Here is a 26,802-nt window from a genome sequence, read left to right as displayed (position 1 = left end):
TACTTCCACGCCTTTAAAGCTTAATTAATTAAGTGGTTTGAAACCTTTGAGTCTTAAAGCATTTAGAAGAACTGAAACTGAACTAAAACTCATTGCAGCACCTGCTATCATTGGGTCAAGAAGCTTGCCTCCAAAGATATACCATATTCCCATAGCTATTGGAATACCAAGAGTATTATAACCAAAAGCCCAGAACAAATTCTCTTTAATATTTTTTATTGTCTTTTTACTTAGCTCAATTGCTGTGGGAACATCCATAAGGTCACTTCTCATTAAAACTATATCAGCTGATTCTATAGCTACATCTGTACCAGAGCCTATAGCAATACCAACATCTGCTTGTGCAAGGGCTGGTGCATCATTAATACCGTCTCCAACCATTGCAACTTTCTTGCCCATTCCTTGAAGTTTTTTTACTTCACTTGCCTTATCCTGGGGTAATACTTCTGCAAGTATCACATCTATTCCAACCTGCTTAGCTATTGCTTCTGCAGTTCTCTTATTGTCTCCTGTAATCATTGCTACTTCTATACCCATTTTATGAAGTTTTTCTATAGCCTTTTTACTGCTTGCCTTTACAGTATCAGCAACTGCAACTATTCCATTAATCTTACCATTTACTGAAGCATACATTGGTGTCTTTCCTTCATTTGCTAGTCTATTTGAGGTTTCTTCTAGATTATCTAAGGATATATTACTCTCATCCATAAGTTTTCTATTTCCGAGTAATATTTGCTTTCCATCAATTACAACCTGTATTCCCTGTCCAGGGATTGCCTTAAATCCTTCTACTTTTTTTATTTCTAAATTCTTTTCTTCTGCCGCTTTAACTATAGCTTCCCCAAGAGGGTGTTCAGATCCTTTTTCTGAACTTGCAGCAAGTTGTAAAAGATAGTTCTCATCTATACCTTGTACTGTAACAATATCAGTTACCTTTGGTTTACCTTCAGTAATTGTACCAGTTTTATCAAATACTATAGTTTTAATTTTATGTGCTGTTTCAAGAGCCTCACCACTTTTTATTAAAACTCCATATTCCGCACCCTTGCCAGTACCCACCATTATAGCAGTAGGGGTTGCAAGTCCTAGAGAACATGGACACGCAATTACAAGAACTGATATAAATATTGTTAGTGCAAAAGTTCCTGTTTGCCCTGAAAAATACCAAGCAAGGGCCGAAATAATTGCAAGTACAATTACTACTGGTACGAAATACCCAGAAATAACATCCGCCATTTTTGCAATAGGTGCCTTTGACCCTTGAGCTTCCTCAACCAGCTTTACAATTTGAGCTAAAGCCGTATCTTTGCCAACTTTTGTAGCTTTATACTTAATAAACCCAGCCTTATTTATACTTGCACCTATAACCTTGGATCCAACATTCTTTTCTACAGGTATACTTTCTCCTGTAAGCATAGATTCATCAATAGATGTACTTCCTTCAACAACTTCTCCATCAACAGGTAGCTTTTCTCCTGGCTTTACGATAATTACATCGCCAACTTCCACGTCATCTATAGGAACTATTTCTTCCTTATTATTTTTGATTATAGTAGCAGTTTTCGGTGCCAATCCCATGAGCTTTTTTATAGCCTCAGAAGTCTTTCCTTTTGTAACCGATTCAAGATACTTTCCAAGAGTAATTAATGTTAGTATGACCCCTGCCGATTCAAAGTATAGATTGTGAGTGTAGTGATGATTTCCAATTAAAATCTTATATACTCCAAATACGCTATACAAATAGGATGCTGAGGTTCCTATGGCAATTAATGAATCCATATTAGGGCTACCCTTTACTAAGGTTTTAAACCCTACTTTAAAAAACTTATTTCCAACCATAACAACTGGTGTAGCAAGAATAATCTGTAAAATAGCAAAGTTTACAGCATTAGTTTTAGGATCTATTATTTCTGGTAGCTTCAACCCAACCATAGGTCCCATTGCTACAATTAATAAAGGGATAGTAAATACTGCTGAAATCACAAATCTTTTCCACAAAGCTTTCATCTCTTCTTCTTTTTTTACTTTGTCTGTATCCACTGTAACTTCTTCATCTACAATTTTATAACCCGCTTTTTCTACACTTTTCTTTATATCTGATATTCTAACCTTTGAAGATTCAAAAGCTACACTCAATTTTTCAGTTGCAAAGTTAACACTAGCCTCATTAACTCCATCAATCTTTGTTACTGCTCGCTCTACTGCCTTTGCACAAGATGCACAAGTCATACCCTCTATTTTAAAAGATTTACTGCTTTCTTCATTAACTGCATTATAGCCAGCTTTTTCAATAGCACTATTTAACTCTATCAAAGATAACTTTGATCCATCAAACTTTACAGTAAGCTTTTCCGTTGCGAAATTTACTGATGCTTCACTTACACCATCTAACTTCTTAGCTGCTCTTTCAACAGCTTTAGCGCAAGAAGCGCAAGTCATACCTTCAATCTTTATAGTTTTTTCAATCATTTTGCCCCTCCCTCTTAATTCAAAATCTCTTAGTTATTAAATAGCTAACTTCTTATCTATTTGTTAGCTTAGCAATAATACTCATTATTTCTTCTACTTTCTCACTGCCATCGTTATTTATAATGGCATCTTTTACACAATGATTTATATGTTGCTCTAAAATTAACAAGTTTGCTTTCTTTAAAAGTCCTTGAGCAGCAATTATTTGATTTGATATATCAACGCAATATCTTTCATCTTCTAACATCTTAATAATTCCTTCAATTTGTCCTCTAGATGTTTTCAATGCTTGAAGTGCTTTCTTTTTTTCGTTATTCATTTTATCACCTACATTCATTATTACCACCCCCTTGGGGGGTGTCTGTAAATTAATAATACTCTCCATGTTCTAATAAGTCAATATATGAAAATTCTTATAGAAAGAAGTTTTTCCCTAATTATCTTTGTTTTTTACATTATATCTACGAATTGCACCATTTTACACCCCCTAGGGGTATGTTTCAGTAACCGTACAACTTATTCATTCAACTAAAAAAAGGCAAGGAAGTAGTCACTTTCTCGCCTCTTTCATTTTTTTAATTATCACTTATAAGTTAGTAAACTACATTATTCTGTTCTAAACTTCTTAAGATATTCCCCTGCTGATCTATTCATTTCTAAGGAAAAATCAGACATATACTTACGATTGCAAAGAGCTTTGATCCCTTCACTAACATTTTTATTAACTACCCCTGCCTTTTCATTTCTTCCTTCATGCATCTGTATATGTTCTTCTCTTGATAGTCTGCGATACTTATTTTCATAGACTATATACTGCTCTTCAAAACGCACAGGTTTTTTTCTGATTTTTTGTGCTTCAGTTGGATATCCGTAAACCACCATAGCTGCAGGCAAAACATACTCTGGAAGGTTTAGTAACTCTCTAATAGTTTCACAATTCTCAATAATATCTCCAATATAGCATGAACCAATTCCTAAAGATTCAGCAGCGACTACAGTATTTTGAGCTGCAATTATAGCATCAGCACATGCAAGAAGGATATCTCCCTCCCCCGGTGTTCTTGGATTACACTTTTCTAATTCAAAAGCATCGTACCACCTTTGGTAGTCTGCAAGAAATATAAGTACTAAAGGAGAGTCAGCAATAAAAGGTTGATTATCGCATTCTATGGATAATTTTTTCCTTAATGTTTCATCGGTAATGTCTAGTATACTATAGAGCATCATTGCACCAGCCGTTGGAGCTTCAAAGGCAGCATTTAGAATTTCTTTTTTTAACACAGCTTCAATAGGTCTATCTTCAAATACTCTCATAGATTTTCTACATTTTATTTGTTGTAAAACTTCATTCATAACATAATCTCCCATATTATAATTTATTTTTTGGTAGTTAGCCCCGGTTTAAAAAACATATTCATAACAACCTTATTTATAATTATATACCATAATATCCAAATAAAAAATTAAAATTACATTACTGAAATAACTTACTAGCTTTTGTATATCTTTATTGGTGTAAAACACCAAAAATAGCGCAAATAAAAAGTCTAACATATAAAATTAACTTTAAATGTTAGACTTCTGAATTAGTTTATTTCTAATTTAACTATATATTTTTTCACACATATGCCTATTTCATAATTTAAAATTATTATAGAAAAACCTCTTGTAAAATTATTTAGTTTACTATCTTAAGCAGTTTACTCCAAAACCTCTAATTATCTTGACGCTTTCCTATAAAGGTCACTGCTAACATTCCTGCACCAGTATGAGTTCCAATAATAGGTCCAATATTACTTATTAAAACATCCTTAGCTAAGCCTTCCTTTAAAATCATACCCTTCAAACAAATAGCATCTTCCTCACAATCAGCATGTCCCACTATAATATTCTGGCTATTAGTATCTATGCCATCATCCTTCAATTTTTCTATTAAGTATTGATAACTTTTCTTTTTACCCCTAACCTTAGCTATAGTAACCAACTTTCCTTCTCTATTTACACTCAATATAGGTTTTAAGTTCAAAATACTTCCAACTGAAGCTTGTACAGCATTAATTCTACCTCCACGTTTTAAGTGCTCTAGGTCATCAACCGCAAACCAATGGCACACTTGAAAACGCGTATATTCTATCCACTGAATCAATTCTTCTAAAGAAAATCCCTGCTGTTTTTTTAACGCAGCTAGATAAACTACAAGCCCCTCACCTATGGAAGCACTTAAAGAATCTACGCTTAGGATTTTCCTATCTCGGAACTCCTCTTCCAATTCATTTATCACTAATCTAGAGGCATTATAGGTTCCACTCAACCCAGATGAAAATGAAATGTATAGAATATCCTTTCCCTGATTTAAAATATCACTAAAAACAGACCTATAGGTATTGTAATTAATCTGCGAAGTGGTAGACATTTTACCAATTCTTAAGTAACTATAAAAATCATGAAAACTCATATCTCTTTCATCAGGATGATGACTATAGCTCTTATCATCTATAATAAACTCCATAGGTAAAACAATGACACCTAAGCTTTTTATAATATCTACTGATAAATCACATGTTGCATCTGTAACAATTATATAATCCTGCACTATAATTCCCTCCTAAATATAAGGAAATTATATCATCTACTTGCATTAATCGTATATACACAAATTACTGATTTTGTGAAAAACGCTCTAACGCGCCTCTCATTGTTCCTTGAATAGTAAGACTTGTCATATTTGTTATCTCTGTAGGTGTTGGTGTGAAATCGGCTTGAATCCAATGTGTCATCACACCTAACAAAGACACCGTATAATAATGTGCTATAAAATCCTTTTCATTCTCCTTAACTTCTAAATCTGTTGCCATTCCATAAACAATGTTTTTAACTACACGAAAAACACTTTTATACATAAAATCTTCAAGATATTGTCTCCCTAAAGACTTGAACACGCACAAAGTCACCTTTTTATTTGATTCAATATAGTGAAATAAATATAATAACTCATTAGTCCATGTTTCATATGTACTATTTATTTCTAACTGCTTCATGGTCTCTTCATGATAAAACCAATCCAACAATTCAAAAATATCTTTAAAATGATAATAAAATGTTCGTCTATTCATTTGACATAAGTCTGCAATTTCTTGAATTTTAATCTTCTCAAAGGGCTTCTCGCTCATAAGTTGTTTTAACGCTTCTGCCAACTTCTTTTTTGTACTATTGTTTTCTTTATTCATTCACTCACCTTTTGGATATAATCTTTATCCCCTTACTTTCTAAATAAATTAATGCTCTAATTATTATTCAACATAATCAAATTCATATAACTTATATATTATCATTAGACTTTAAAATTTTGAATACAATTTAATTTCCCTTATTAAATAATTGAATACTCTTTCTTCATATCCTTAAGGTAAGAATTTTTTGTAAAATATAAATAAAAAAGCATAATCATATTCCACTAAGTTACATCTTTAATAAAAAAATTGAGGTATACCTTTGTCATAGGTATCCTCAATTTTATCTTCAAGTATTATGTTCTATTTTATTAATTCTACTACTGCTCCATTTTTAAGCCCTGCAGCATTACCTTCTTCTATGTCCACGTGCATTTCAAGAGCATAATCCTTATTAACTCTTACTAATACATTCTCAAATATTAATCCTCTTTTACCTTCAACTCTAACACTAACCTCTTCTTTATCTACAACTCCAAAGTTTTCAGCGTCAGAAGTATGCATGTGTATATGTCTTGCAGCTGCAATAATACCCTTTTCTATTACAACTTCACCCTTTGGTCCAACAATTTTTGCTCCTGGACTATCTATTAGATCCCCCGAATCTCTAACTGGTGGGATTACTCCTAATACAAAACCATCTGCTAAAGAAACCTCAACTTGTGTCTCTTTTCTAACTGGTCCTAGTATTCTTACTCCTTTTAAAGTTCCTTTTACACCCACAACATCTACTTTTTCTTCTGCAGCATATTGACCTGGTTGGGATAAGTCTTTGAACTTCTTTAATTCATAACCCTCTCCAAATAAAATATCTAAATGCTCTTGACTTAAGTGAATGTGTTTGTTTGATAACCCTACTGGTACCATTTTCTTTTCCATTATAGCTTTCCTCCCTTGGTTTAATTTCACATATATTATAATCCCTTTATCAAAGTAAATCAAATCCCTAAGTTTATTATTGTAAATATTTTATATATTATGTGCAAAAACAATGAATTCTAATCAAAAATAGATATCTGAAAACTCTACTGCAGTAACATCTGTCACGCGATTATCTAACAATTCACTTCTTTCTATCGCCTCTTTCTCTTCTAATTTTTTTTCATCGGGAATTGTTATAGTAAAAATAGTACCTTTTCCTATACTGCTCTTAACTTTTATAGTTCCACCTAGTGCTATTACAAAGTTTTTCACTAGGGATAAACCTATACCAATACCTTCTGCCTTACGTGATAGTGAGCTATCGACTTGCCCGAATCTCTCAAAAATTAGATCTATTTTATCTTTGGGTATACCAATTCCAGTGTCTTTAACTTGGATTTTTACACTTTTTTTAATAAACTCAAGGCAAACATCTATGGTTTTTCCTTTTGGAGTAAACTTAATGGCATTTGAAAGTAAATTTAATAATATTCTCTCATACTTTTCAGCATCTACTGCTGTTACCTTACTTGCCAAGAAATAATTAAAGGATAATTTAATTTCCTTTTGTTTCGCATACAACTGTACAGACTCCACTATAGATCTAGTAAGAGAAACTATATCTAAATTTCTTTTATAAACCTTTATGGTTCCAGCATTAACACGAGTAATATCTAAAAGGTTGTTTACTAATCTTAACTGCCTTAAATTGTTCTTCTTTATAATATCTACATATCTAGTGGCCTTCTCTGAAAGCTCATTTGAACAAATATAATTCATAGCTTGTATCGCTGCACTTATCACATTTAAAGGTGTTCTAAATTCGTGAGAGATTATTGAAAGAAACTCATCTTTCATTTCTAAAGCCTTTTCTAAAGCTCTCTTTTGTTCTTCTATAACCCTTGACTGTTCTTCTATCTTCTTCCTATGCATAACTTGTTCAGTTATGTCTGTAGTCATTTCAATACAATATCTTAACTTACCATCTTCATGGATTGGTGTAAGCGTACTTTTCCAATAGGTTACACCCCTATTAAATCTATCATACATATATTCATCAATATTATAAGTTTCCCCGGTATCAATAATTTTTTGCCATATCTTTTCTGATGCACTTCCTATAAAACCAGTAACAAATTCACTGACAGATTTTCCAATGCAGTTTTCTTTTTTATTATAAGGTTCATCAAAAAAGTTTAGAAACTTCTCATTAGACTTAAGCAAAATTACATCTGGCAACGCAAAAATACCAATACCAAAATGATTATCCTCAGCTAATTTATTAGCAAAGATAAACTTATCATCTAAACTAGAGTTACATTTCTCTCTTATAATATAAGTCTTATTATCCTTAACTTCTAATAGTTGTATCTTAATAAATCTAACTTCAAAGGATTTGGTGAAAAAAAAATAATTTACATTTTTCTCTAACTGTTCTAAATTACTCTTTGGACCAACTCTTAATTTTCTAATTAGTTCTTCAAAACTCTTTCCTAAAAACTCATTAATTGAATATTGTGTAGCTTCTATAAAACTTTCACTTATCTCCACAACTTTTCCGTTATACACTTCAATATACCATTGTGATTTTAGATCACCTAAAAAGGCTACTTCATTCATAAGGATATCCCCCACCCGCAGTATAATTCGAATTTATATTTTACCCCCTACCATTTTACCACATTTTTCTACATTTTTCCTATACAGTAACTATAATAATTTAACATAACCACTGAATTATAAATAAAAACTATTTATATAATTAAAATAGCTTATTTAATAACCATAATATGAAAGCAAGTTATTTATAACAGAAGCTAATTAAACTACATTTTTAACTTTATTTTAAATAAATAATGTGGAACTTTAGCAATATTCGGTAAATAAAATTTTAAACACTCTCTATTGATTTATGATTACTCTATAAAATATATGTAAGTTTAATTAACTTTTTACTATTTCTATAAGTTTACGTGATTAAAACTTATTATTGATATTAGAACTGTTGTATAATTTTATATATAAAATATTTACTGGGTGGTGACTATAAATGAATGTAGAAACATTGAAAAAATATTGTGAATCAAAAAAATCCTCAACCAGTGATTTTCCTTTTGATAGCGAAACGCTTGTTTTTAGAGTTGGTTCTAAAATTTTTGCCTTAATTAGATTAAGCAGTAACCCCTTACAACTAAACTTAAAGTGTGATCCCTATATGGCTCAATGTTTAAGGTTTGATTATCCTTCAATTACCCCTGGCTATCATATGAATAAAAAGTACTGGAATACACTAACCATTGACGGCTCCTTAGCAGATGAATTCATTGAACACCTTATAGATATCTCCTATGATATTGTATTTAATAGCTTATCAAAAAGACTACAAAAGGAAATACTTGAGACATAAAATTTAGATTTCTCTTATATTTTAAGAAATCTGCTCTCTTGTTTAATTTATTCTAAAAACTTTATTTAAAATTATTTTACTCCACTTAACATGGTCTAAAATTATTAATATCCTGGTATGTTAACTACTAGGTAAAAAATCAAGAAGGCACAAAATTAATATTTATGCCTTCTTGATCCTATGATTCTTGTATTTCATTAAGTCTTTGTTCTCTTCTAAGTTCAAGACTTCACTAAGTATAACCGAACTAGTACCAAAAATGCTACAATAAACTATAGCTTTTCAGTTTCCCTCAAGAGCCACTGCTTGCAATTTTCATCCAAATATGGCGAAAGGGTTTTAAATACTTTATCATGATAATTATTTAACCATTCTTTCTCAAACTCTGTAAGCATTTCAGGAAGTATTGCACTTCTATCGATTGGTACATAACATAGCTCTTCAAAGCGCATGAATTGGCCAAACTCCGTTTTTTCATCCTCTACAACTACCACAGTATTCTCTGTTCTAACCCCGTGTCTTCCTTCCTTATAAACCCCTGGCTCTATGGTTATCATCATCCCTTTTTCCAACTTAATGTTGTTGGGAACCTGGCTAAAACGTTGAGGTTGTTCATGGACATTGGAAAAAAATCCTATGCCATGACCTGTGCCACATTTATAATCAATACCATATTCCCACAGTGGTCTTCTAGCTAGTATATCTAAATTTGATCCTGTAGCACCATATAGGAACTTTATTGTGGAAAGAGCTATAACTGATTTCAATACTAAAGTAAAATCTCTTCTTTCTTCATCAGTTAGCTTTCCTAAGGATATAGTTCTCGTAATATCAGTAGTTCCATTAAGATATTGTCCACCAGAATCTAAGAGGAAAAACCCTTCTTCTTTTAAATATCTAGGTGTTTCTTCATTATAGGGATTGTAGTGCATCATTGCTGCATTTTCTTTATAGGCTGCTATACTATCAAAGCTTGGTCCCATAGATAGTGGTTGATTTCTTCTAAATTCTTCAGCTTTTTTTACCACATCAATTTCGGTAATATTTTCAACATTATCTCTAATCCATCTGAAAAGTTGGACTAAAGCAACCCCATCCTTTATATATGCATCTTTAATATTTTGCACTTCCACATCATTCTTTATAGCTTTCATCCTAGTTGTTAGGTTAGGGCGATGAATCTTTTTAACTTTTTTATTTATACTCTCAACCAAGCTATAATTAACCATATCATAATCTAGTATAATTACTGAAGTATCCTCTAACTCCTTGAGAGAGTTATAAATCTCATCATAATCTTTAACAAAAACATTACTCTGCATTAATTCTCTTTCCACACTGCTGTTTACTTTGTTTTTATTGATAAATAGAAAAGTTTCTCTTTCCCCAACAAGACAGTACGCTGTTGCAAAAGGATTGTTTGACACATCATTCCCTCTAATATTTAAAAGCCAACAAATGTCATCTAATGAAGAAACCAAATAATAATTTGCTCCACTTTTACTCATTTTTTCTCTTACTTGAGAAACTTTTTCATTTCTACTTTTACCGCAATATTTTGTGTGGTGAAGGAATATTTCATCAGATGGGATCTCTGGTCTATCTGTCCATATTGGACTTATTAAATCTAAATCACTATTTATTCTTATTCCTTTACTCCATAAATCCTTCTCCATCTTCTCAGCAAAAGATGTTGAAAATACCATTCCATCAAATCCTACAATATTATTTTCTTTTAGCTCACTTTGTAACCACTGTGTATAGCTAGGAACTCCAATTTCTGCTGCTCTAAACAACTCTATGCCAGTACCTTTAAGTTGTTTTTCTGCTTGAATATAATATCTTCCATCGGTCCATAATCCTGCTTTTTCTTTTGTAAATACTGCAGTCCCAGCTGACCCAGTAAACCCACTTATCCATGCTCTGCATTTAAAATGTTCACCAACGTATTCACTTAAATGAGGGTCTTGACTTGGTACAATATAAGCATCCACATTACTTTGCACCATTAATTCTCTTAGCTTTGATATCCTTTCCTTAATCTCCATATCCCATGTCCTCCTTAAAACTAATTGATTTTATTTTAGTTGTGTAGTTATACTTTCTAAGCTAAAACAGTAACTTCTATTACCTTACGTTTCGCTTTTCATAACTATATTGCATTTTTTCTTCTTCATGAATATCATATCACAAATTACCTTATAATTCATATATGAAAAATATTTTTCACCAAAAACACATTTGATTTATAATGATTTTTACTACATAGAATGAAATAAAGAAACTACACAAACAATAAGTCTGCTTTTTCATTCTCTCTCATATAAGCTGTTTTTAATTTATTGATTATTGTAGAAATACTGTTGCAACTTATATATTTTAAAATTATTTATTTTCATTAGATAGTTTCTTTAAACTTTTAGAAATGTAAGCTTAAACTGTAATAAATATAATTTCCGAATCATATCATTACATAAACAAATCCTTTTTACTAAATGTAATGATAGTTTAAATTATTTTCACTTTTAGGGGTGTATGAGATATGGTGGATAAATTAGCTTCACAACTGACCTCCTTTATTTGTACCGAAACCTACAATAATGCAAAAGACCGTGGAAGAATACAATATGGCCTAAGTATACTTCTAGGCGAGGGATTTAAAATTATTTTTTTAGTGCTATTTTTTAATATAATCCATAAGGAAAAGTTATTCTTTTTTTCCTTGCTAGTATTAATGTCTACAAGAGTATTTGCTGGAGGAATCCATCTAAAAGGTGCCTTAAATTGTTTACTTTTAACTACTGCAATGTTTATTTTCACCAGCATGATAGCTCCTTTAATACCACAACTCCCAAGGACATACTACCTTTTTGCTGGTATAGCTAGCTTTTTAATAGTTTCATTGAAAGCTCCAATGTGTAGTGTACGAAGACCAATAAAAGATAAGAAAAAAAAGCTGCAATATAAGATTATAGCAGCTTCATCTATAGCTATATGGACCATTATCCTATTGTCTTTAAAAAACACTGCTTATGTTAACTGCGGCTTCAGTACTATATTGCTGCAAAGCGTTCAACTTGTACTGATAAAAAAGCCGAAGCTATAACCAAATAATTAATTTATTCTATAAGGAGGGTATTATGAAAAATTTATTTAACAGTTTTAAAGGGAAAAATATGTTGTGTACACTTTGTCTTACAGTAACTGCCTTGGTGTTTCCTTGGTATGGATCTTTTCTTTTCCTTGGGGAGCCTGAAATTCCAGAATGTTTAAAGGATGAATTTTAGGTAGCCTCTGATAACTTTATGCTGAAAATTGTATAGTTATTTTCAAAGGATAGTTGAACTCTACCACCATAGGACTCAACTATTCTTTTCACATTATAAAGACCATATCCTCGATTTTCTCCTATTTTTGTAGTATATCCTGCATCAAAAATTTTTGAAATATCATTAAACTCTATCCTTTCCCCAGTATTTCCCATTTCTATAATGCAGTTTTCCTCAAGATATCCAATATTTAAAAATATTTTTCTTTTATCACTTTTCGAATTTGTAACAGCATCAAAAGCGTTATCTAAAAGATTATTAAGAATCTCTGAAAGCTCATAATCTCTATAAGGAAACTTTAAATTCTTTTGAATACTATATCTAAACTCAATATTATTCTTCGAAGCTTCATTTATTTTATTATAGATTACAGCTGTTACTACTGTATTATCTATCTGCAACACCTTTTCAATATTTTCTAAGGAAATATTGAGACAATCTATATACTGGGTAATAGTACTCTTTAAATTCCTTTCATCTGAAACTAAAACAAGGCTATAAACTGTATTTAAATGATTCTTAAAATCATGTTGTCTTACTCTTACATCTTCTAGAAGCTTAGCTATTACAGGAGAATATTTTTCATAATCTTCTAATGACTTTTTTAATTCATTATTTTTCATTTGATATTCAAGAAAAAATAAATTTGCCAGAATAAATACTATAGGAATTACAAGGTATATTGAAATATCATCTAAAAACTCATACCTTTTAAAATTCCATATCCACTTTGCAGTAATTATATACATAAGTAGATTTATAGAGAAAAAGTATATTTTAAAACTTCCCTGTCTAAATAATATAATTAGCTTTCCGTAAGTCATATACCTGGAAATAAAAAAGCTTAAAATCATACATATTATGTTTGCTACAAGTAAATATATAAAATCATCCTTCACCATAAATGCTGGAATACATATCCTAAGAAGTATTATTACAGTAAGTTGCATTATTCCAAAAATCGCTAAAACCAATCCAAACTCAAGCAATAAGTACTTCATTATTTTTTTAAACACCAAATTAATCGCTAGAAATAAGAACAAGTAATTAACTAAAAATTGCATAGGAGGATAAATATAATTTGTAATTAAAACTACTAATGAAGTGCAAAAGACAATGGCGATACTCTTTAACACCGTCTTTTCATAGTCTCTATTAAACATATTCCAAAGTAACATAAAACTACCTACTTCTAAAAGTACTACAATAAATATCTTATAATTGCTCATTTATCTCCCCACCTACAGGATCACTGAATCTATCCAATATATTTTTTTTAAAGCTGTACCCCAATAATGCAGTCTTATCAGTGTTATTAAAGTAAATTATATAAGAAGTTTTATCATTAGTCTTCTCAATTTTGCTGATATATCTTATATTAACTAAATAAGATCTGTGACTCTGAAGTATATCCTCATAGTCTATCATAGCGTTTAATTTTTTAAGAGATAAATAATCTATGGTAAATGAACCATTAATAGTGTGAATTATGGAAGTTCTAATAAAAACCTCCACAAAAATAACTTCATTAACAAATATTTTCACTTGTATGTTTTTTATAGGTACAATAATAAATTTTTTCTTAATTTCTGTAACAGCAATTTGCTGCCTATTGTCTGACAACAATCGCTTTGTTAAGTTTTGAATATTTTCCTTATTGTAAGGCTTTAAAATATAATCATAGCAGTGAACTTTCTTAAAGGCCGAAAGCATATATTCTTTATAGATTGTTACAAAAACTATCCAAGTTAGCCCATAGCTATCCATTCTTCTTATTTCATAGGCAAAATTAAGACCAGATTCATTTTTTAAGTTAATATCTATAAAAAAAAGATTAATCTTTACCTGCTTGGATATTTTAATTGCCTCAGCAATATCATTGGCTTCATATACTTGGTAACTTTTATCACATTGTTTTATAATACCTGATAGGGTTTTCAACTGAATACAATCGTCTTCTAAAATTAATATATTGTACATAAAGTTATCATGCCCCTTTACCAAAATTTGTATTTAATTACTTATTCTATATTTATTTGAAAACACCTCCTTTAAATTAAATAATTTGATTAATCAAATTAAATAATTGCATAAAATTAATGACATATTTTAGGTGTTTTATGCTCCATTAAATATATTATCAAAATTATATGCTACAATTAAACTATAGACCTATATAATTTTTAAGCTTTTATAAAAGTGGGCAGATTGCACCTATAAATATAAAAAGGAGTGTGGTCTTGTGAATTTGAATTTTATTATTGTTATTCTATGTGTTACAATGTTAGGAATTGTTGCTATGCTACTGGGCTTTTGCTATAAGCAGGAACTAATGAAAGGCTTGTTTCAATCAAAAACAACTTTAAAAGGTGATGAGGTTTCTTCTGAAATTACATTAAACCTTGATAAAAAAAAATACAATAGATAACTCTGCCAAGTTATCCATTGCATTAAAACACAATATTTCTAATATCATAAGCAAATTACTCAATCTGCAATCTGCCCACTTCTTTATTATAACACAAAATATGGAAATGAATCAATAGATTTTTAATTATTTTTACAATATATAACAAGTAACCAATTTTAAAGAACTACCTAAGAAATTACTTAAGTAGTTCTTTTTAATATTCACTTCCTTAGTAAAAGGTTATTTTATTCATCTTCAAAACGCCTTAAGGAAACCTATATTGGTTTCCTGTATAAGTTTAATCCTTAATTTGACTCCCTATAGAGAAATCTTAGTGCTATTCCCATGCCTTCCAAAGCTCTGGCTCATAGCCCACAGTAGCTTGTTTTCCATTTCTCACTACTGGGGTGTTTAAAAGAAGTGGATTATTAAGTAATATTTCTCCTTTGATCTCTAAACTTCTAATATGGTTTAAGTTTAATTTTTCATATAACTTTGATTTGCTATTAATTAATTTTTCTAGTCCAACTGAAGTTATAACGCTTTGCAGTTCTCCCTTACTTAATCCTTTTATATTCAAATCAATCAATTGATATTTTATTTTTCTTTCTTTAAAATATCGCTCTGCTTTTTTTGTGTCAAAACACTTTTTTGTTCCGAAAATTTGAATATTCACTAATTGCAACTCCTTTCACCTGAAATCTTTATTTTTTATTATATTTTTATATTATACCTGAGTATTCATAATTGAAAAAGTCTATACAACCCTTCTACATATCTTTCTTTAATTGAATCTCAATTTAAACCTGATTTTTTATAACTAAAACTTATGGGAAGTTATAAACTAATTATCCTATTAATTAAATATTTTTAGCAATAAAAAAGGGCCTAAGCCCTTTTTATCACTGTGATTTAAAATTGTTCATTAACTTTTTTCTTTTATATTTTGTTTTTATTAATTAAGTACCGCAAAATGTTCTATAAGGGCGCTTTGAAATCTCTGGCAATGTGCAATACTCTATTTGTTTTGTTGAATGATCATAAGGCTTAGAAATAACCTTTAGGAGTCTTTCCATCACAGTATAATCTCCCTTTATAACTGCAGCCTCCAGAGCTTCTTCTACCCTATGATTACGGGGAATCACTGCTGGATTGCTATTTCTCATTAACTCATAGGAAGATTCTTCTGAGTGTTCTTGTCTTGTAAGTCTTGCCTTCCACAATTCATGCCACTTAGAAAACTCCGAAGTACCAAACAATGTAACATCTTCAAAATTGCCTAATGTTAATCCCCTGAAAGTATTTGTATAATCTGCACCATACTTTTTCATTATGTTTAGTAGGTCCTCAATTAAAGCTTTATCTTGCAATTCCTCATTAAAGATTCCCAGTTTTGCTCTCATTCCAGTAATCCAGTGTGAATGGTATAATTCAGCAAATTCTGAAACTGCATCTTGAGCTATTTTCAGTGCTTCTTCTTGATTATGATGTAATAGTGGTAATAAGGTTTCAGCAAACCTAGCAAGATTCCATCCCGCCATTGCTGGTTGATTTCCATATGCATAACGTCCTTGAGCATCGATGGAACTAAAAACAGTTGCTGGATCATAGGTATCCATAAAAGCACAAGGTCCATAGTCAATAGTCTCACCACTTATTGCCATATTGTCAGTATTCATTACCCCATGAATAAATCCTACTAGTTGCCATTTTGCAATAAGCTTAGCTTGCCCTTTGACAACCTTCTTCAATAAAGAAACATATGGATTTTCACTAGATTTAGCCTCAGGAAAATGTCTATCCAAAGTGTAATCAGCAAGCGCTTTAAGTTCTTCAACAGTACACCACCTTGAAGCATACTGGAAAGTACCAACTCTAAGATGACTAGCAGCTACCCTTGTCATTATTGCACCAGGTAGCTCTGTTTCACGTATTATAGTTTCTCCTGTTGTCACCACCGCCAAACTACGAGTAGTTGGAATTCCAAGAGCATCCATAGCTTCACTGATTATATACTCTCTTAGCATAGGCCCAAGAGCAGCCTTACCATCACCACCCCTGGAGTAAGGAGTTCTACCTGATCCCTTCAACTGAATATCAAACCTTTGATTTTCGGGTGTAATTTGCTCTCCAAGTAGCATTGCTCTTCCATCACCCAACATAGTAAAATACCCAAATTGATGACCAGCATAAGCTTGTGCAAGTGGTAATCCACCTTCAGGCACCTGATTTCCAGAAAACATAGCTATACCATCACTACTTCGCAGCATATCTACCTTCAACCCTAAAGATGATGCTAAGGAGTCATTAATTATTACCACTTTTGGTGATGGAACAGGGTTTGGATCAACAATAGTAAAAAATTTCTCAGGTAATCGCGCATAACTGTTATCTAGGTTCCACCCTATTTCTTTTATACCTTTTCCTTCTACCATAATATCTCCCTTCTTAATCTTATATTTTTTATTTACTTTTCTGTTACATGTAAATTAAAGTTCTGCCTTAATAAGTAATTTTTGATAATACATATTGTCTATTTATTTAATTACAGTTATTTAACTATTTTAAACCTAAACTTATCCAGCTAATTGTAATACTTTTTTTCTAACGAAATATATCTATTTTATTGTCTGCTGAGAGATTTTTATTATACCTTTCTAAAAAGATATTGTTACTTTAATATTTAATTTTAATTGCCTAAAACTCCACTTCTTAAAAGATAGCTTATAATATTTAACCATTATTTAATTACTATTTTATAATTACTAAACCCAATCAATACTTATATTCATAAATCAAAATAATTTATGAATATAATGTAAACTTTCATTTTTTTATGTTTTTCTACTTGATATTAATAATCATTATTGTATAATAATAAATATAAACCCCTTGATGATAGAATCTTTAACAACATTACCCCCTTTTGATTTTTAGAGTAGAAACTTTTTAGTTTCTACTCTTTTTTCATTGAAAAATCCTCCCCGACAATGTCAAGAAGGACTAAGCATCTAAGTTATTCATCATATTAACAGTAAAGTTTACTTTCTATAAGTATCTATAATACTACCATCTTTAAGTTTTATTATAGGCTTGTTTGGATAATTAATAAAGTTTGTAAATCCTAATATTTCTCCCCTTGTATTAATTGATATTCTTATAGGGTTGCCAATTTTATACAAATTTGATCTATACATAAATACCTTTAAAATATTATTATCAAAAAAGCCTTCCTTATTATCTAAAAGCATACTAATAGTTTCATAGGATATTTTCCCACTATTGGCAAAGTATCCCCCAACAGAGTCATCATACTCAACAGCAATTTTAAGTATTTTACCAAATAAACTTATCTGGTCGCCCTGCTTTCCATTAGGAACTCCACCACCACAATAATGTTCATGGTGATCATAGATACCATAAAAAATTGATTTTTGTTTACAATACTCTGATTCTCCTAAAATATCTAAGGAAGCCTTAATATGTTCAATTTGTAGTTGTGCTTCTTCACCATTATTTATATAATTTTGAAAAACTTTATTGTCATACTTTAAAAATCCTATATTGCAAAACAAAGCCGCAATACCTAGTTGAACAAGTTCCTCCTCTGTTAGTTCTAAGGTAGCTCCTATTAGAAAGGAAATCCCTAAGGTATTTACACTGTGCATCAAAAGTAAATCATCATAATCTTTAATTCTATTTATAAATGAAAGTAAAACCTTATCACTGTGTACCTTTTCCAATAATTTTTCCTTAGCACTTTCTACTCTAACCTTAAGTGTATTTCCCTCTAAGTAAGACTCCATGCTATTCCACAAAGGCATAGATTTTAATAATGTGGTTAAAATAGATTCTTTATTTTTAAATTTAATATCTTTACTCATATATTCTTCTAGACTTATAGAATAATGAAAAGATTTATTTGACTCAATAACAATTTCCTTCAATTTATTCAGAAAGTCCTTACTTATAAATGATTTTCCATTAATAAAATCAGTAAATTTTTCCCTTGTATCTGTTGTTAATACCCTTAAGTTATTATTCATATGTAATCTCATCTTATTAATCAACAAAGGTGTTAACATAGTATATCTATTTACTAAAAGCAATCCATCTTCTCTATAGATAGGATGTAAAACAATATCCCCACTAACTAATTCATTAATGTGCTTAATCTCATAATTAGTTATATTTTCTTGCATCTCTTTATACTCCTCCATAACTACACCCCACTTTATCATTATAAATTTCTTTTAGATAGCTTGTCATAACTAACTTATCCCGTATTATGTTTGACCTTAATATGATGGACTTATTACTAACACGGTTAGTTTTAAGCTTCTTACATAAATTATCGTTAATGTAGCTTACTACTTAAATTTCTTTTATGTTTTAAAACACAGTATATTTTGAAGCATAAGCTATTTCTACCTAGACCTCTTCAAAAATAAGTAAACCAGTATGCTTGTCTACTTTATATTCTACTGTGCCAACCGGCCCCTTAGATATCTCTGGCATCTGTGGAACCTGTTCCCTTGTCGGCACAAGCTTACTTGTGAACTCAAACTATTATTCACATCTTTGACTTATTATTTATTTTCAGATGCCTTACATAGGTATTTATACTAGTCTTAGTTGTATTTAAATAATAAACCTTTTATCTTCATCCAAATCCATGTTTTATTTCCTTTTACTAACTAAGATAACCCCAGCTGCCCATAGTGATTTAATCTTTTTTCTATAGTAAAACAGAAAATTCTTGTTTTTTGCTTAAATACAGTAACTCTTTCAAATAAAACTTAATATTATAAATTGTAAATATTATGAAAGGATACTTAAAATGTATAATAATCCAATAGAGAAACAACATTATCAATATTATCGTTCTGATGATATGAATAACAATAACACTATGAACGGCATGAATAATGATACCAATAATAACACCGGTACTTCCATTGAAGGCACCATGTCCTATGTAAAAATCTTACACGCTTCACCTGATGCTCCTGCAGTTGATATCTATGTTGACGATAACCTAGTAGCTGAAAATCTAGCTTTTACAGAGGCAACTGGTTATTTACCTCTTCAAGCTGGAACTTATAATGTGAAAGTATATGGTACTGGCACTACTACTTCTCCAGTTATTGATACTGATGTTGAAGTCCCCAGTGGAACAAGACTTACTATTGCAGCAATTGGCAGCATGGATGATCTCAGATTGCTACCTATACCTGAAGATATAACCCCTTCAACAGGTCAAGGTGCTTTTGTAAGGGTAGTTCACTTATCTCCAGACGCACCAGCTGTAGATGTAACGCTCCAAAATGGTGCTGTGCTCTTCCAAGATGTAGAATTTGGTGAAGTTACGAATTACATTAATATCCCAAGAGGAGTTTATACATTACAAATAAGACCTACAGGAAGTACCTCTGTAGTAATGACTATCTCCAATGTTGAAATTATGCCTAACTTTTACTATACAGTTTATGTACTTGGCAATTTAGAAGGTGATCCTTCTTTACAAGTTTATGCAACAGTAAACAGAACTCCTGGAATTCTAACTACTAACTTTGATGAAGAATATTATCCACTAGAATATAAAATCACCACCACTACTACCACTACTGCAATGTATAGATCTCCTAAGAATATGGATGAAGTTATGGATGATTTTTGCGGCAAACATGAAGTAGTTTATTCCGACCTTGAAAAGTTCGGTCTTCATAGAAAAGTAGCTGAATATCTAGTGCGAGTAATCCTTGATTATGTACAAAAAAACCATAATAGATACAAAGGCACTCTTAGAAAACGAGCTAATATGGCTGGAAGAGATCTTAGTCTTCTTTATCCTTGGATATTTGAAATTATGTCATCCCTACAAGTTCCAAACAAAAAAATAGTTGATATGACTATTGTAATAGTATCCTTTGGTTTTAATAATGACTAAATAAAAAAGGAGCTGCTCATAATGCATAAGTAAGCACTATGAGTAGTTCCTTTTTTGTTGTTATGGTATTTTATAAACATTGAGATACCCAATTTAAACCACAAAATCATTTCCCTTATTCAGTAATATACTGTGAAATATCTAAACCATACTCCTCTGATAAACTAAGAAGTTTATCCTCGTCCGCATTCTCTACCACTATAACTAGAAGTGTAATCCCTGATGCTTTTGCTTTACTTAACAAGTCTTTTCTTAGTTTCTTATAATCTACCCTTCTCATTGTACCCCTCCTATTAACTGTTTCCTTACAATTCTATTACATTATTCCTATGTTCAACATAAGTTATCTCATAAAATAATATTGTTGAAAAATATTATTGAATCCTTTAAAAGTTAATTTAAAAAGATATCTCTATCTCCTTCGTAAGAAATAGGTGTTATATAAGTATGAGGCAAAAGGTGAAATTATACTAGGTAACTTACAATGTAAATTAAAGTAATTTCGGCAAAATTCTTATTGCTCTTTATGAACTATATTTTAGTCCTGCTTATAGTATAATTACTGATAAATTATGATCACTTCTTAAATTTATACAACTAAAAAATAATTAATATTAGTTTTCAGTTAGGGGCTCATAAAGAAACTAAAAGCTTCTTTGGTAAAACCATTTGCTTCACCTACATTTTTGATATTACTAATATGATAAATTTTGTTATCATAGTCCTTTGCTTGGTTGTCAACTATATAAGCGAAGTCATAATTTCCTTTTTCCACCCATCCCATAAAAATATAAGTATGAGTTGGAATACCCTCTTTATTTCCATCGGCATCTGTAGTAAAACCAATATCACCTGGTTGTAAATTCTTATAATCAGTATCTTTCTTCCATCCCATTTGATTTAGCTTTTTTAAAATTTGGGATGTATTAGCTGTATCCTTGGATATTTGCACATCATTTCTTCTTAAAACCTCTGATAAAAAATATACACAGGTATTTGCTGACTTACCTCCATTTAGGTCAATAGCTGCCTCATATACCTCTATTCGATTTTGCTTATCCATCATATAGGAATAAATTTTTCCCCTTAGATCCCCTTGTTGTGACTTATTATTTAACATTGTCTCATAGATAGTTACAATGGCAACTAACATAATCAACACAGTAATTATTGCAAGATTTACCTTCTTCATTAAAACCCACCCTTGTTAAATTATTTTATATATATAATTATAAAAGAGTGGTTTTAAGAATTACTTATCATATTTCTTAAATATTTCTTAAGAAATCAAAATAAGATTTTTAAAAACCTAATTTCATATTCCTGCTACTTTTGAAAACACATAATATATTCAGGTCTCTTAGTTTCTTCATTTATGGTTTCACTTTCAACTATGAATCCAGCCTTTTTATAAAACTCTACAGATTTATAGTTTTCCTTATAAACTGCCAAATTAATCTTTGAATAAATGGATTTTACATAATCAATTAACTTAGTTCCTATCCCTTTACCTTGACAATTTACATGAACAAACACCGCTCCAATAAAATCTCCGCCTATGACACTTATGAAACCCTGTATTTGTCCCTGCTCTAAATAAACATAGGTTTCAGCCATGGGAATGTATTTTTCTTTTACAACATTATAACTATTTAACCAATAATCCTCTGAAATAAAATTATGAGCCTTAATGGTAGCCTCTTTCCAAATTTCCATTATCTTATTGATTTCATCGTCATTTATAGCTAATTTTTTAATCATAATAATATTCCTCTCAACTAACTTTTTATATCAACTGCTCCAAATAGCTTATTACCAATACAAAACCTTTAAATTATTGTACTAAGCATTTCTACTTCTTTAAGATTAACCTCATATATACTTTACGTTTTACTCCATTGAATATTCAATGAAATATAAATCTCCCTTAGTACACAAATAAACTTAATTTTTAAGATTTTCTATTGTTTCTCATTTCCTTTTGAATAAGCTTAAGAGCTTTCTTAGAACCTCTTTCTATATCCCTTTCAAGCTTTCTTTCTTTATAACTTACAAACAAGGTATTCAGATCGTATCCCTCTGGATATAGTTCTTCGGCCTTTAAGTCTAGCTTAAGTCTCTTTATATTAACTTCAACAAAGCTATCTTTGTATAACACCTTAATATTATTAAATCTATCCACTGATTCATAAACAATGCCATAATCGCTATGATCTATAAGAAAAACTTTATCTCCAGTTTTAAACTCATACTCTTCCTTGTTACTTATTACTTCCTCTTCTTTTTTCTTTTTAACTTTGCTGTCCTTTATTAAATCTAAGTTGTAACTTTTATTTTCAATATATTGCCTTGCTCTTTCAAGAATAGACTCTTTTATACCCATTTTCTTAGATATCCAAAGAGCATTACTTTCTCCTGATTTTCCTATAATTAATTTATATAAGGGCTCTAAGGTATCACTTTTAAACTGCATAGCAGCATTTTCAAAATCATTATGACTCTCAGAGAAATTTTTAATCTCACCATAATGGGTAGTTGCCATGATTATACACCCTTTATGATAAAATTCTTCCAAAATAGCAATAGCAAGACCTGCCCCTTCATTTGGTTCAGTTCCACTTCCTATTTCATCACAAAGGATTAAAGTAGACCTATTACTGCAATTAATAATATCTGCCAAGTTCTTAATATGAGAAGAAAAGGTACTAAGGGAGTTCTCAATACTTTGATCATCTCCAATATCCACGAAAACCTTCTCAAAAACAGACATCTCTGTTCCATCTTTAGCTGAAATATGAAACCCTGACTGCACAGCTAAAGTTAAAAGTCCAACGGTTTTTAAGGCAACAGTTTTTCCCCCAGCATTAGGTCCTGTTATTATTAAAGCCCTGTAATCTACTCCAATTCTAAAATCTAAAGGCACTATATCTCCTTTTAATAGAGGATGCTTTCCTTTAACAAGATCTATATATCCGTAGTCATTAAGCTTAGGCTTTATTCCCTGAATCTCTCTACTATATTTAGCTTTAGCAAAAATCATATCATATTCTGCCATTACCTCAATATTAATTTTTATTGCTCTTATATTATCAAAAATCAAGCCTGTTAAATAAGATAATATCTTATACTCTTCTAGCGCTTCCTCGGATTTTAGTTCTACTAATTCCAAAGTATTTTTTGATATAATACTTGGCTCAATAAACACTGTAGACCCCTTAGAGGAGGTTTCTACAATTGTTCCTGTTACATAATTTTTATAAGTGGACTTTATAGGAATTGTATATCTGTCTTTTCTCTTGCTAATGAAAAAATCTTGTATATAAGTTTTATTGTTGCTACTTTTTAAAAAGTTCTCTAGCTTTTCTTGTATCTTCCCTTCAGTTACTTCTATATGCCTACGAATTTTTTTCAGTTCTTTACTGGCATTAGAATCTACTACACTACCTCTTATTGCAAACTCAATTTCTTCTTCTACAGACTTAAATTCCGTAATAGAATCTCCATATGCACTTAAGGTAGGAGCATAAAATTCTTTTCCCTTCATAAATTCCTTAATTTTTCTACAGCCTCTTAGGAAATTACAAAGAGTGGTCAATGCTTCAGGCTCTAAAATTGCTCCTTTTTCCATACTATCTATAATATTTGTTATATTAAATACTCCCTCTAATGGAATATGACTAACAGTATCTAGAAGCACCCGCCCTTCAGTTGTTTCATTAAGTCTTTGATCCACAACCTTCAAACTTGTGCTTGGTTCAAGCTTATCTATTAAGTCTTTTCCTAACCCACTTACACAATAGGACTTTACTACTTCCTTCAATTCCATATATTGTAACTTATTAAATGTATTTGTATTCATTATCTTCTCTCCTCATGTAGAATTTTTCTTTTCTTTTTACTTCATGAAGATACTATCCCTATAGATAGATTTCATCTATTAAGGCATTTTGAAAAAATAAATAAGTCAGTTTGTTTGTCTATTTTGAGTTATACTGCGTCAGCAGAACCCTTAGATAGCACCACTATCTGCGGAACCTGCTTCCTTGTCTAACTCAAAATATCCTTCACATCTTTGACTTGTTATTTATTTTCAAATGCCTAATATTCCCAAAAAACAAAAAAGCTGTGGATACCACCACAGCTAAAAATACGTAACTTCATAAAAGGTAGAATAAACTACCCTTTCTTAATATACAGCACTTTGCGGATTGTATCTTCATAGATTTTACTAAATAATCCCATGACAAATAAAGGTATAAAACACCCCTTTTTCAAAGACTTATTTAGTTATAAAATTTTATCTATTTAGATACTAACACGCTCATAAAGCACCTCATTTATTTTTAATGAAACCTATCATTATCATCTTATTACATAGGACTATAAATTGTCAACTACTCTATAGAATTTAACAGCTAGGAGTGTATATGGAAATCAATTCAACTTTCTTCTTATCAAATTCTTCTTGAGTTATTGCTCTCATATCTAAAAGTTGCTTAAACTTTAATATTTCATCAGTCACACTGAATGTAATTTTACTCAAAGTAAGTTTTGGTAAATACTATAATCCATTGAAGTTAATTTTATGTAATGCTACTATAATTACAGGTGTAGATGCTACCCATAATCCTGTTTATGCTTTATCTTTAATTTTATTATTTTGTTAAAATTCTATGTATATAGAAAGGATATTTTTATGACGCTAAAGGAAAAGGTTAAAAATCTTCCCAGTTGCCCTGGAGTATATCTAATGAAGGATTCCTTAGGCACTATAATTTATGTGGGAAAATCTAAAAATTTAAAAAACAGAGTTAGATCATACTTTTACAAATCAAAGCCTTCCTCTTCAAAACTAGAAAAACTTGTGCAAAATCTAAAGGACCTTGATTATATAGTTACAGATACAGAATTTGAAGCCTTTATGTTGGAATGCCAATTAATCAAAAAGTTGAAACCTGCCTATAATAAGCTGATGAAAAATCCTTTAGCTTATACATATATAAAAATAACTATGGACGAGAGTTATCCAAAGATAGAAGTAACAAATAGTAATGATGAAAATCCTAGAAATCTTTACTTTGGACCCTATGCAACAAAAGGTATTATAGAAAATGCTTTAGAAGGTATAAAGGAGTTTTATAAAATAAATTGTAGTAATCCTACTAAAAAAAATTCTACTTGCCTTAAGCACTCCCTAGGACTATGCCTTGGTATGTGTATGGGTGGCAGGGCTAAAGATCAGTATAGCATCATAATAAAAAAAATTATAGGATTACTAAATGGGCTTGATAATACTTTGATCTTAGAACTTGAAGAAGCAATGAATAAGGCATCAGAGGAGTTCAACTTCGAAGTTGCTGCAAAATACAGGGATTGTATAGAAGCAATAAAATCTATCATAAACAAAGAAAAGGTTATAGATTTTACAAAGGCAAATAATAATATTCTGATGCTTGAGTCACTTAAAGAAAATCAAATTAAATCTTTCTTTATCAAAGGAAATAAAGTTATCTTCAGTAAGAAATATACTTTTCATAGCCTTACCAAAGAATTAATTCAAGTATTAAAAAATGATATACTTATTAACTTTAATGCTGATGTTCTTAATTCTTCTATTAAAGTTACTAGAGATGATATTGATGAGGCTCAAATTATTTATAGTTATTTAAGGACTAGTAATTGTAAGTATATAATTATTCCTGATGAACATCTTAAATCCATCAATAGTACAAAAATAGATGAAGCTATTGAATTACATCTAGAAAAATCCATGTCATAAATATATAAATATTACTCTATTGTTATAAATATATATTTATAACAATAGAGCAATATAACAATATATATTATTTATGCGAGTTTCAGTTCTTAACCTTACTATTACTCTTCTAAAAACTTATTAAGCATTTGAAAACAAATAACAAGTCAAAGATGTGAAGGATATTTTTAGTTCACAAGCAAGCTTGTGCAGACAAGGAAACAGGTTCAGCAGATAGTAGATCTATCTAAGGGTTCTGTTGACGCAGTATAACTCAAAATATACAATCATACTGACTTATTTATTTTTTGAGTCTGTAAAATAATTT

General features: G+C 30.4%; 24 protein-coding genes. 6 read left to right on the top strand and 18 right to left on the bottom strand.

All coding sequences use genetic code 11. From position 1 onward, the window contains the following. Nucleotides 1-24 precede the first annotated feature (24 nt). From B3040_RS12935 to B3040_RS12905, 7 genes are all read right to left on the bottom strand, one after another. Nucleotides 25-2,469 carry a heavy metal translocating P-type ATPase gene (locus B3040_RS12935; protein WP_291573936.1) on the bottom strand — a complete coding sequence of 815 codons (2,445 nt, stop codon included), beginning with the start codon at nucleotides 2,467-2,469 and terminating at the stop codon, nucleotides 25-27. Between the two features lie 52 nt (nucleotides 2,470-2,521). Further along, entirely contained in the window at nucleotides 2,522-2,788 is a 267-nt protein-coding gene (locus B3040_RS12930) for a metal-sensing transcriptional repressor (protein WP_026051124.1), read from the bottom strand. A 287-nt stretch (nucleotides 2,789-3,075) separates the two neighbouring features. After that, nucleotides 3,076-3,822, bottom strand: coding sequence for a nitroreductase family protein (locus tag B3040_RS12925; RefSeq protein WP_291573934.1), 747 nt, complete (start codon nucleotides 3,820-3,822; stop codon nucleotides 3,076-3,078). A 361-nt stretch (nucleotides 3,823-4,183) separates the two neighbouring features. Continuing rightward, nucleotides 4,184-5,062 carry a DegV family protein gene (locus B3040_RS12920; RefSeq protein ID WP_291573931.1) on the bottom strand — a complete coding sequence of 293 codons (879 nt, stop codon included), beginning with the start codon at nucleotides 5,060-5,062 and terminating at the stop codon, nucleotides 4,184-4,186. Nucleotides 5,063-5,126: 64 nt separating this feature from the next. Continuing rightward, a complete protein-coding gene (locus tag B3040_RS12915) occupies nucleotides 5,127-5,696 on the bottom strand; it encodes a TetR/AcrR family transcriptional regulator C-terminal domain-containing protein (protein ID WP_291573929.1) in 570 nt (189 codons plus the stop codon). Between the two features lie 306 nt (nucleotides 5,697-6,002). Next, complete coding sequence (pduL, locus tag B3040_RS12910; protein WP_017416902.1) at nucleotides 6,003-6,578, bottom strand: phosphate propanoyltransferase; 576 nt, start codon at nucleotides 6,576-6,578, stop codon at nucleotides 6,003-6,005. Nucleotides 6,579-6,701: 123 nt separating this feature from the next. Further along, entirely contained in the window at nucleotides 6,702-8,240 is a 1,539-nt protein-coding gene (locus B3040_RS12905; RefSeq protein ID WP_291573927.1) for a PAS domain-containing sensor histidine kinase, read from the bottom strand. A gap of 430 nt (nucleotides 8,241-8,670) precedes the next feature. Between B3040_RS12905 and B3040_RS12900 the strand changes: the two genes are divergently transcribed. Then, the gene (locus tag B3040_RS12900) at nucleotides 8,671-9,027 is read left to right on the top strand and encodes an MmcQ/YjbR family DNA-binding protein (protein ID WP_291573925.1); all 357 of its coding nucleotides are present in this window, start codon (nucleotides 8,671-8,673) and stop codon (nucleotides 9,025-9,027) included. Nucleotides 9,028-9,299: 272 nt separating this feature from the next. Here the strand turns inward: B3040_RS12900 and B3040_RS12895 are convergent, their stop codons facing one another. Next, nucleotides 9,300-11,075: an aminopeptidase P family protein gene (locus tag B3040_RS12895; RefSeq protein WP_291573923.1), complete on the bottom strand. Its 1,776-nt coding sequence runs from the start codon at nucleotides 11,073-11,075 to the stop codon at nucleotides 9,300-9,302. A gap of 494 nt (nucleotides 11,076-11,569) precedes the next feature. Here B3040_RS12895 and B3040_RS12890 point away from each other — a divergent pair, with 494 nt between their 5' ends. Beyond that, nucleotides 11,570-12,133, top strand: a complete 564-nt coding sequence (locus tag B3040_RS12890) for an accessory gene regulator B family protein (protein ID WP_291573921.1) — start codon at nucleotides 11,570-11,572, stop codon at nucleotides 12,131-12,133. 34 nt (nucleotides 12,134-12,167) lie between these two features. After that, a complete protein-coding gene (locus tag B3040_RS12885; protein WP_017416897.1) occupies nucleotides 12,168-12,314 on the top strand; it encodes a hypothetical protein in 147 nt (48 codons plus the stop codon). Here B3040_RS12885 and B3040_RS12880 read toward each other — a convergent pair. Together B3040_RS12880 and B3040_RS12875 are read right to left on the bottom strand one after the other, a co-directional pair. Beyond that, on the bottom strand, nucleotides 12,311-13,585 hold the full coding sequence (locus B3040_RS12880) for a sensor histidine kinase (RefSeq protein ID WP_291573917.1): 1,275 nt from the start codon (nucleotides 13,583-13,585) through the stop codon (nucleotides 12,311-12,313). The two genes, B3040_RS12885 and B3040_RS12880, sit on opposite strands and share 4 nt — an antisense overlap. Continuing rightward, the gene (locus B3040_RS12875) at nucleotides 13,572-14,336 is read right to left on the bottom strand and encodes a LytR/AlgR family response regulator transcription factor (RefSeq protein ID WP_291573915.1); all 765 of its coding nucleotides are present in this window, start codon (nucleotides 14,334-14,336) and stop codon (nucleotides 13,572-13,574) included. Before B3040_RS12875 ends, B3040_RS12880 begins: the two co-directional genes overlap by 14 nt. Before the next feature lie 262 nt (nucleotides 14,337-14,598). Between B3040_RS12875 and B3040_RS12870 the strand changes: the two genes are divergently transcribed. Then, nucleotides 14,599-14,784, top strand: coding sequence for a hypothetical protein (locus B3040_RS12870; RefSeq protein ID WP_291573913.1), 186 nt, complete (start codon nucleotides 14,599-14,601; stop codon nucleotides 14,782-14,784). 319 nt (nucleotides 14,785-15,103) lie between these two features. Here the strand turns inward: B3040_RS12870 and B3040_RS12865 are convergent, their stop codons facing one another. From B3040_RS12865 to B3040_RS12855, 3 genes are all read right to left on the bottom strand, one after another. After that, complete coding sequence (locus tag B3040_RS12865; RefSeq protein ID WP_291573911.1) at nucleotides 15,104-15,442, bottom strand: arsenate reductase family protein; 339 nt, start codon at nucleotides 15,440-15,442, stop codon at nucleotides 15,104-15,106. Between the two features lie 283 nt (nucleotides 15,443-15,725). Further along, a complete protein-coding gene (locus tag B3040_RS12860; RefSeq protein WP_291573908.1) occupies nucleotides 15,726-17,201 on the bottom strand; it encodes a protein adenylyltransferase SelO in 1,476 nt (491 codons plus the stop codon). Nucleotides 17,202-17,807: 606 nt separating this feature from the next. Beyond that, the gene (locus B3040_RS12855; protein WP_291573906.1) at nucleotides 17,808-18,986 is read right to left on the bottom strand and encodes an HD-GYP domain-containing protein; all 1,179 of its coding nucleotides are present in this window, start codon (nucleotides 18,984-18,986) and stop codon (nucleotides 17,808-17,810) included. Between the two features lie 620 nt (nucleotides 18,987-19,606). Here B3040_RS12855 and B3040_RS12850 point away from each other — a divergent pair. Further along, nucleotides 19,607-20,716, top strand: a complete 1,110-nt coding sequence (locus B3040_RS12850; RefSeq protein ID WP_291573904.1) for a DUF4397 domain-containing protein — start codon at nucleotides 19,607-19,609, stop codon at nucleotides 20,714-20,716. A gap of 115 nt (nucleotides 20,717-20,831) precedes the next feature. Here B3040_RS12850 and B3040_RS12845 read toward each other — a convergent pair whose 3' ends face one another. The 5 genes from B3040_RS12845 to B3040_RS12825 form a co-directional block, all read right to left on the bottom strand. Further along, nucleotides 20,832-20,996, bottom strand: a complete 165-nt coding sequence (locus B3040_RS12845; protein WP_291573903.1) for a hypothetical protein — start codon at nucleotides 20,994-20,996, stop codon at nucleotides 20,832-20,834. A 345-nt stretch (nucleotides 20,997-21,341) separates the two neighbouring features. Further along, nucleotides 21,342-21,908 carry a hypothetical protein gene (locus tag B3040_RS12840; protein ID WP_291573901.1) on the bottom strand — a complete coding sequence of 189 codons (567 nt, stop codon included), beginning with the start codon at nucleotides 21,906-21,908 and terminating at the stop codon, nucleotides 21,342-21,344. 134 nt (nucleotides 21,909-22,042) lie between these two features. Further along, nucleotides 22,043-22,477, bottom strand: coding sequence for an N-acetyltransferase (locus tag B3040_RS12835; RefSeq protein ID WP_291573898.1), 435 nt, complete (start codon nucleotides 22,475-22,477; stop codon nucleotides 22,043-22,045). Nucleotides 22,478-22,667: 190 nt separating this feature from the next. Then, complete coding sequence (locus B3040_RS12830) at nucleotides 22,668-24,575, bottom strand: endonuclease MutS2 (RefSeq protein WP_291573896.1); 1,908 nt, start codon at nucleotides 24,573-24,575, stop codon at nucleotides 22,668-22,670. 549 nt (nucleotides 24,576-25,124) lie between these two features. Further along, complete coding sequence (locus tag B3040_RS12825; RefSeq protein WP_291573895.1) at nucleotides 25,125-25,259, bottom strand: SHOCT domain-containing protein; 135 nt, start codon at nucleotides 25,257-25,259, stop codon at nucleotides 25,125-25,127. A gap of 153 nt (nucleotides 25,260-25,412) precedes the next feature. Here B3040_RS12825 and B3040_RS12820 point away from each other — a divergent pair, with 153 nt between their 5' ends. After that, on the top strand, nucleotides 25,413-26,495 hold the full coding sequence (locus B3040_RS12820; protein WP_291573893.1) for a GIY-YIG nuclease family protein: 1,083 nt from the start codon (nucleotides 25,413-25,415) through the stop codon (nucleotides 26,493-26,495). Nucleotides 26,496-26,802: the final 307 nt, after the last annotated feature.

The organism is Clostridium sp. UBA4548, assembly GCF_002387895.1.
In the GTDB taxonomy this organism is placed as follows: Bacteria; Bacillota; Clostridia; order Clostridiales; family Clostridiaceae; genus Clostridium_J.
The sequence above is the reverse complement of the archived record's forward strand: the minus strand, read 5'-3'. Positions and strand labels throughout refer to the sequence as shown.

Bases quoted from the DNA above. Each gene is read 5' to 3' on its own strand.
- B3040_RS12840 (WP_291573901.1), bottom strand. From the start codon at position 21,908: ATGAAGAAGGTAAATCTTGCAATAATTACTGTGTTGATTATGTTAGTT.
- B3040_RS12895 (WP_291573923.1), bottom strand. From the start codon at position 11,075: ATGGAGATTAAGGAAAGGATATCAAAGCTAAGAGAATTAATGGTGCAA.
- B3040_RS12835 (WP_291573898.1), bottom strand. From the start codon at position 22,477: ATGATTAAAAAATTAGCTATAAATGACGATGAAATCAATAAGATAATG.
- B3040_RS12890 (WP_291573921.1), top strand. From the start codon at position 11,570: ATGGTGGATAAATTAGCTTCACAACTGACCTCCTTTATTTGTACCGAA.
- pduL (WP_017416902.1), bottom strand. From the start codon at position 6,578: ATGGAAAAGAAAATGGTACCAGTAGGGTTATCAAACAAACACATTCAC.
- B3040_RS12915 (WP_291573929.1), bottom strand. From the start codon at position 5,696: ATGAATAAAGAAAACAATAGTACAAAAAAGAAGTTGGCAGAAGCGTTA.
- B3040_RS12860 (WP_291573908.1), bottom strand. From the start codon at position 17,201: ATGGTAGAAGGAAAAGGTATAAAAGAAATAGGGTGGAACCTAGATAAC.
- B3040_RS12820 (WP_291573893.1), top strand. From the start codon at position 25,413: ATGACGCTAAAGGAAAAGGTTAAAAATCTTCCCAGTTGCCCTGGAGTA.
- B3040_RS12875 (WP_291573915.1), bottom strand. From the start codon at position 14,336: ATGTACAATATATTAATTTTAGAAGACGATTGTATTCAGTTGAAAACC.
- B3040_RS12935 (WP_291573936.1), bottom strand. From the start codon at position 2,469: ATGATTGAAAAAACTATAAAGATTGAAGGTATGACTTGCGCTTCTTGC.
- B3040_RS12905 (WP_291573927.1), bottom strand. From the start codon at position 8,240: ATGAATGAAGTAGCCTTTTTAGGTGATCTAAAATCACAATGGTATATT.
- B3040_RS12885 (WP_017416897.1), top strand. From the start codon at position 12,168: ATGAAAAATTTATTTAACAGTTTTAAAGGGAAAAATATGTTGTGTACA.
- B3040_RS12900 (WP_291573925.1), top strand. From the start codon at position 8,671: ATGAATGTAGAAACATTGAAAAAATATTGTGAATCAAAAAAATCCTCA.
- B3040_RS12850 (WP_291573904.1), top strand. From the start codon at position 19,607: ATGTATAATAATCCAATAGAGAAACAACATTATCAATATTATCGTTCT.
- B3040_RS12880 (WP_291573917.1), bottom strand. From the start codon at position 13,585: ATGAGCAATTATAAGATATTTATTGTAGTACTTTTAGAAGTAGGTAGT.
- B3040_RS12830 (WP_291573896.1), bottom strand. From the start codon at position 24,575: ATGAATACAAATACATTTAATAAGTTACAATATATGGAATTGAAGGAA.
- B3040_RS12925 (WP_291573934.1), bottom strand. From the start codon at position 3,822: ATGAATGAAGTTTTACAACAAATAAAATGTAGAAAATCTATGAGAGTA.
- B3040_RS12855 (WP_291573906.1), bottom strand. From the start codon at position 18,986: ATGGAGGAGTATAAAGAGATGCAAGAAAATATAACTAATTATGAGATT.
- B3040_RS12930 (WP_026051124.1), bottom strand. From the start codon at position 2,788: ATGAATAACGAAAAAAAGAAAGCACTTCAAGCATTGAAAACATCTAGA.
- B3040_RS12845 (WP_291573903.1), bottom strand. From the start codon at position 20,996: ATGAGAAGGGTAGATTATAAGAAACTAAGAAAAGACTTGTTAAGTAAA.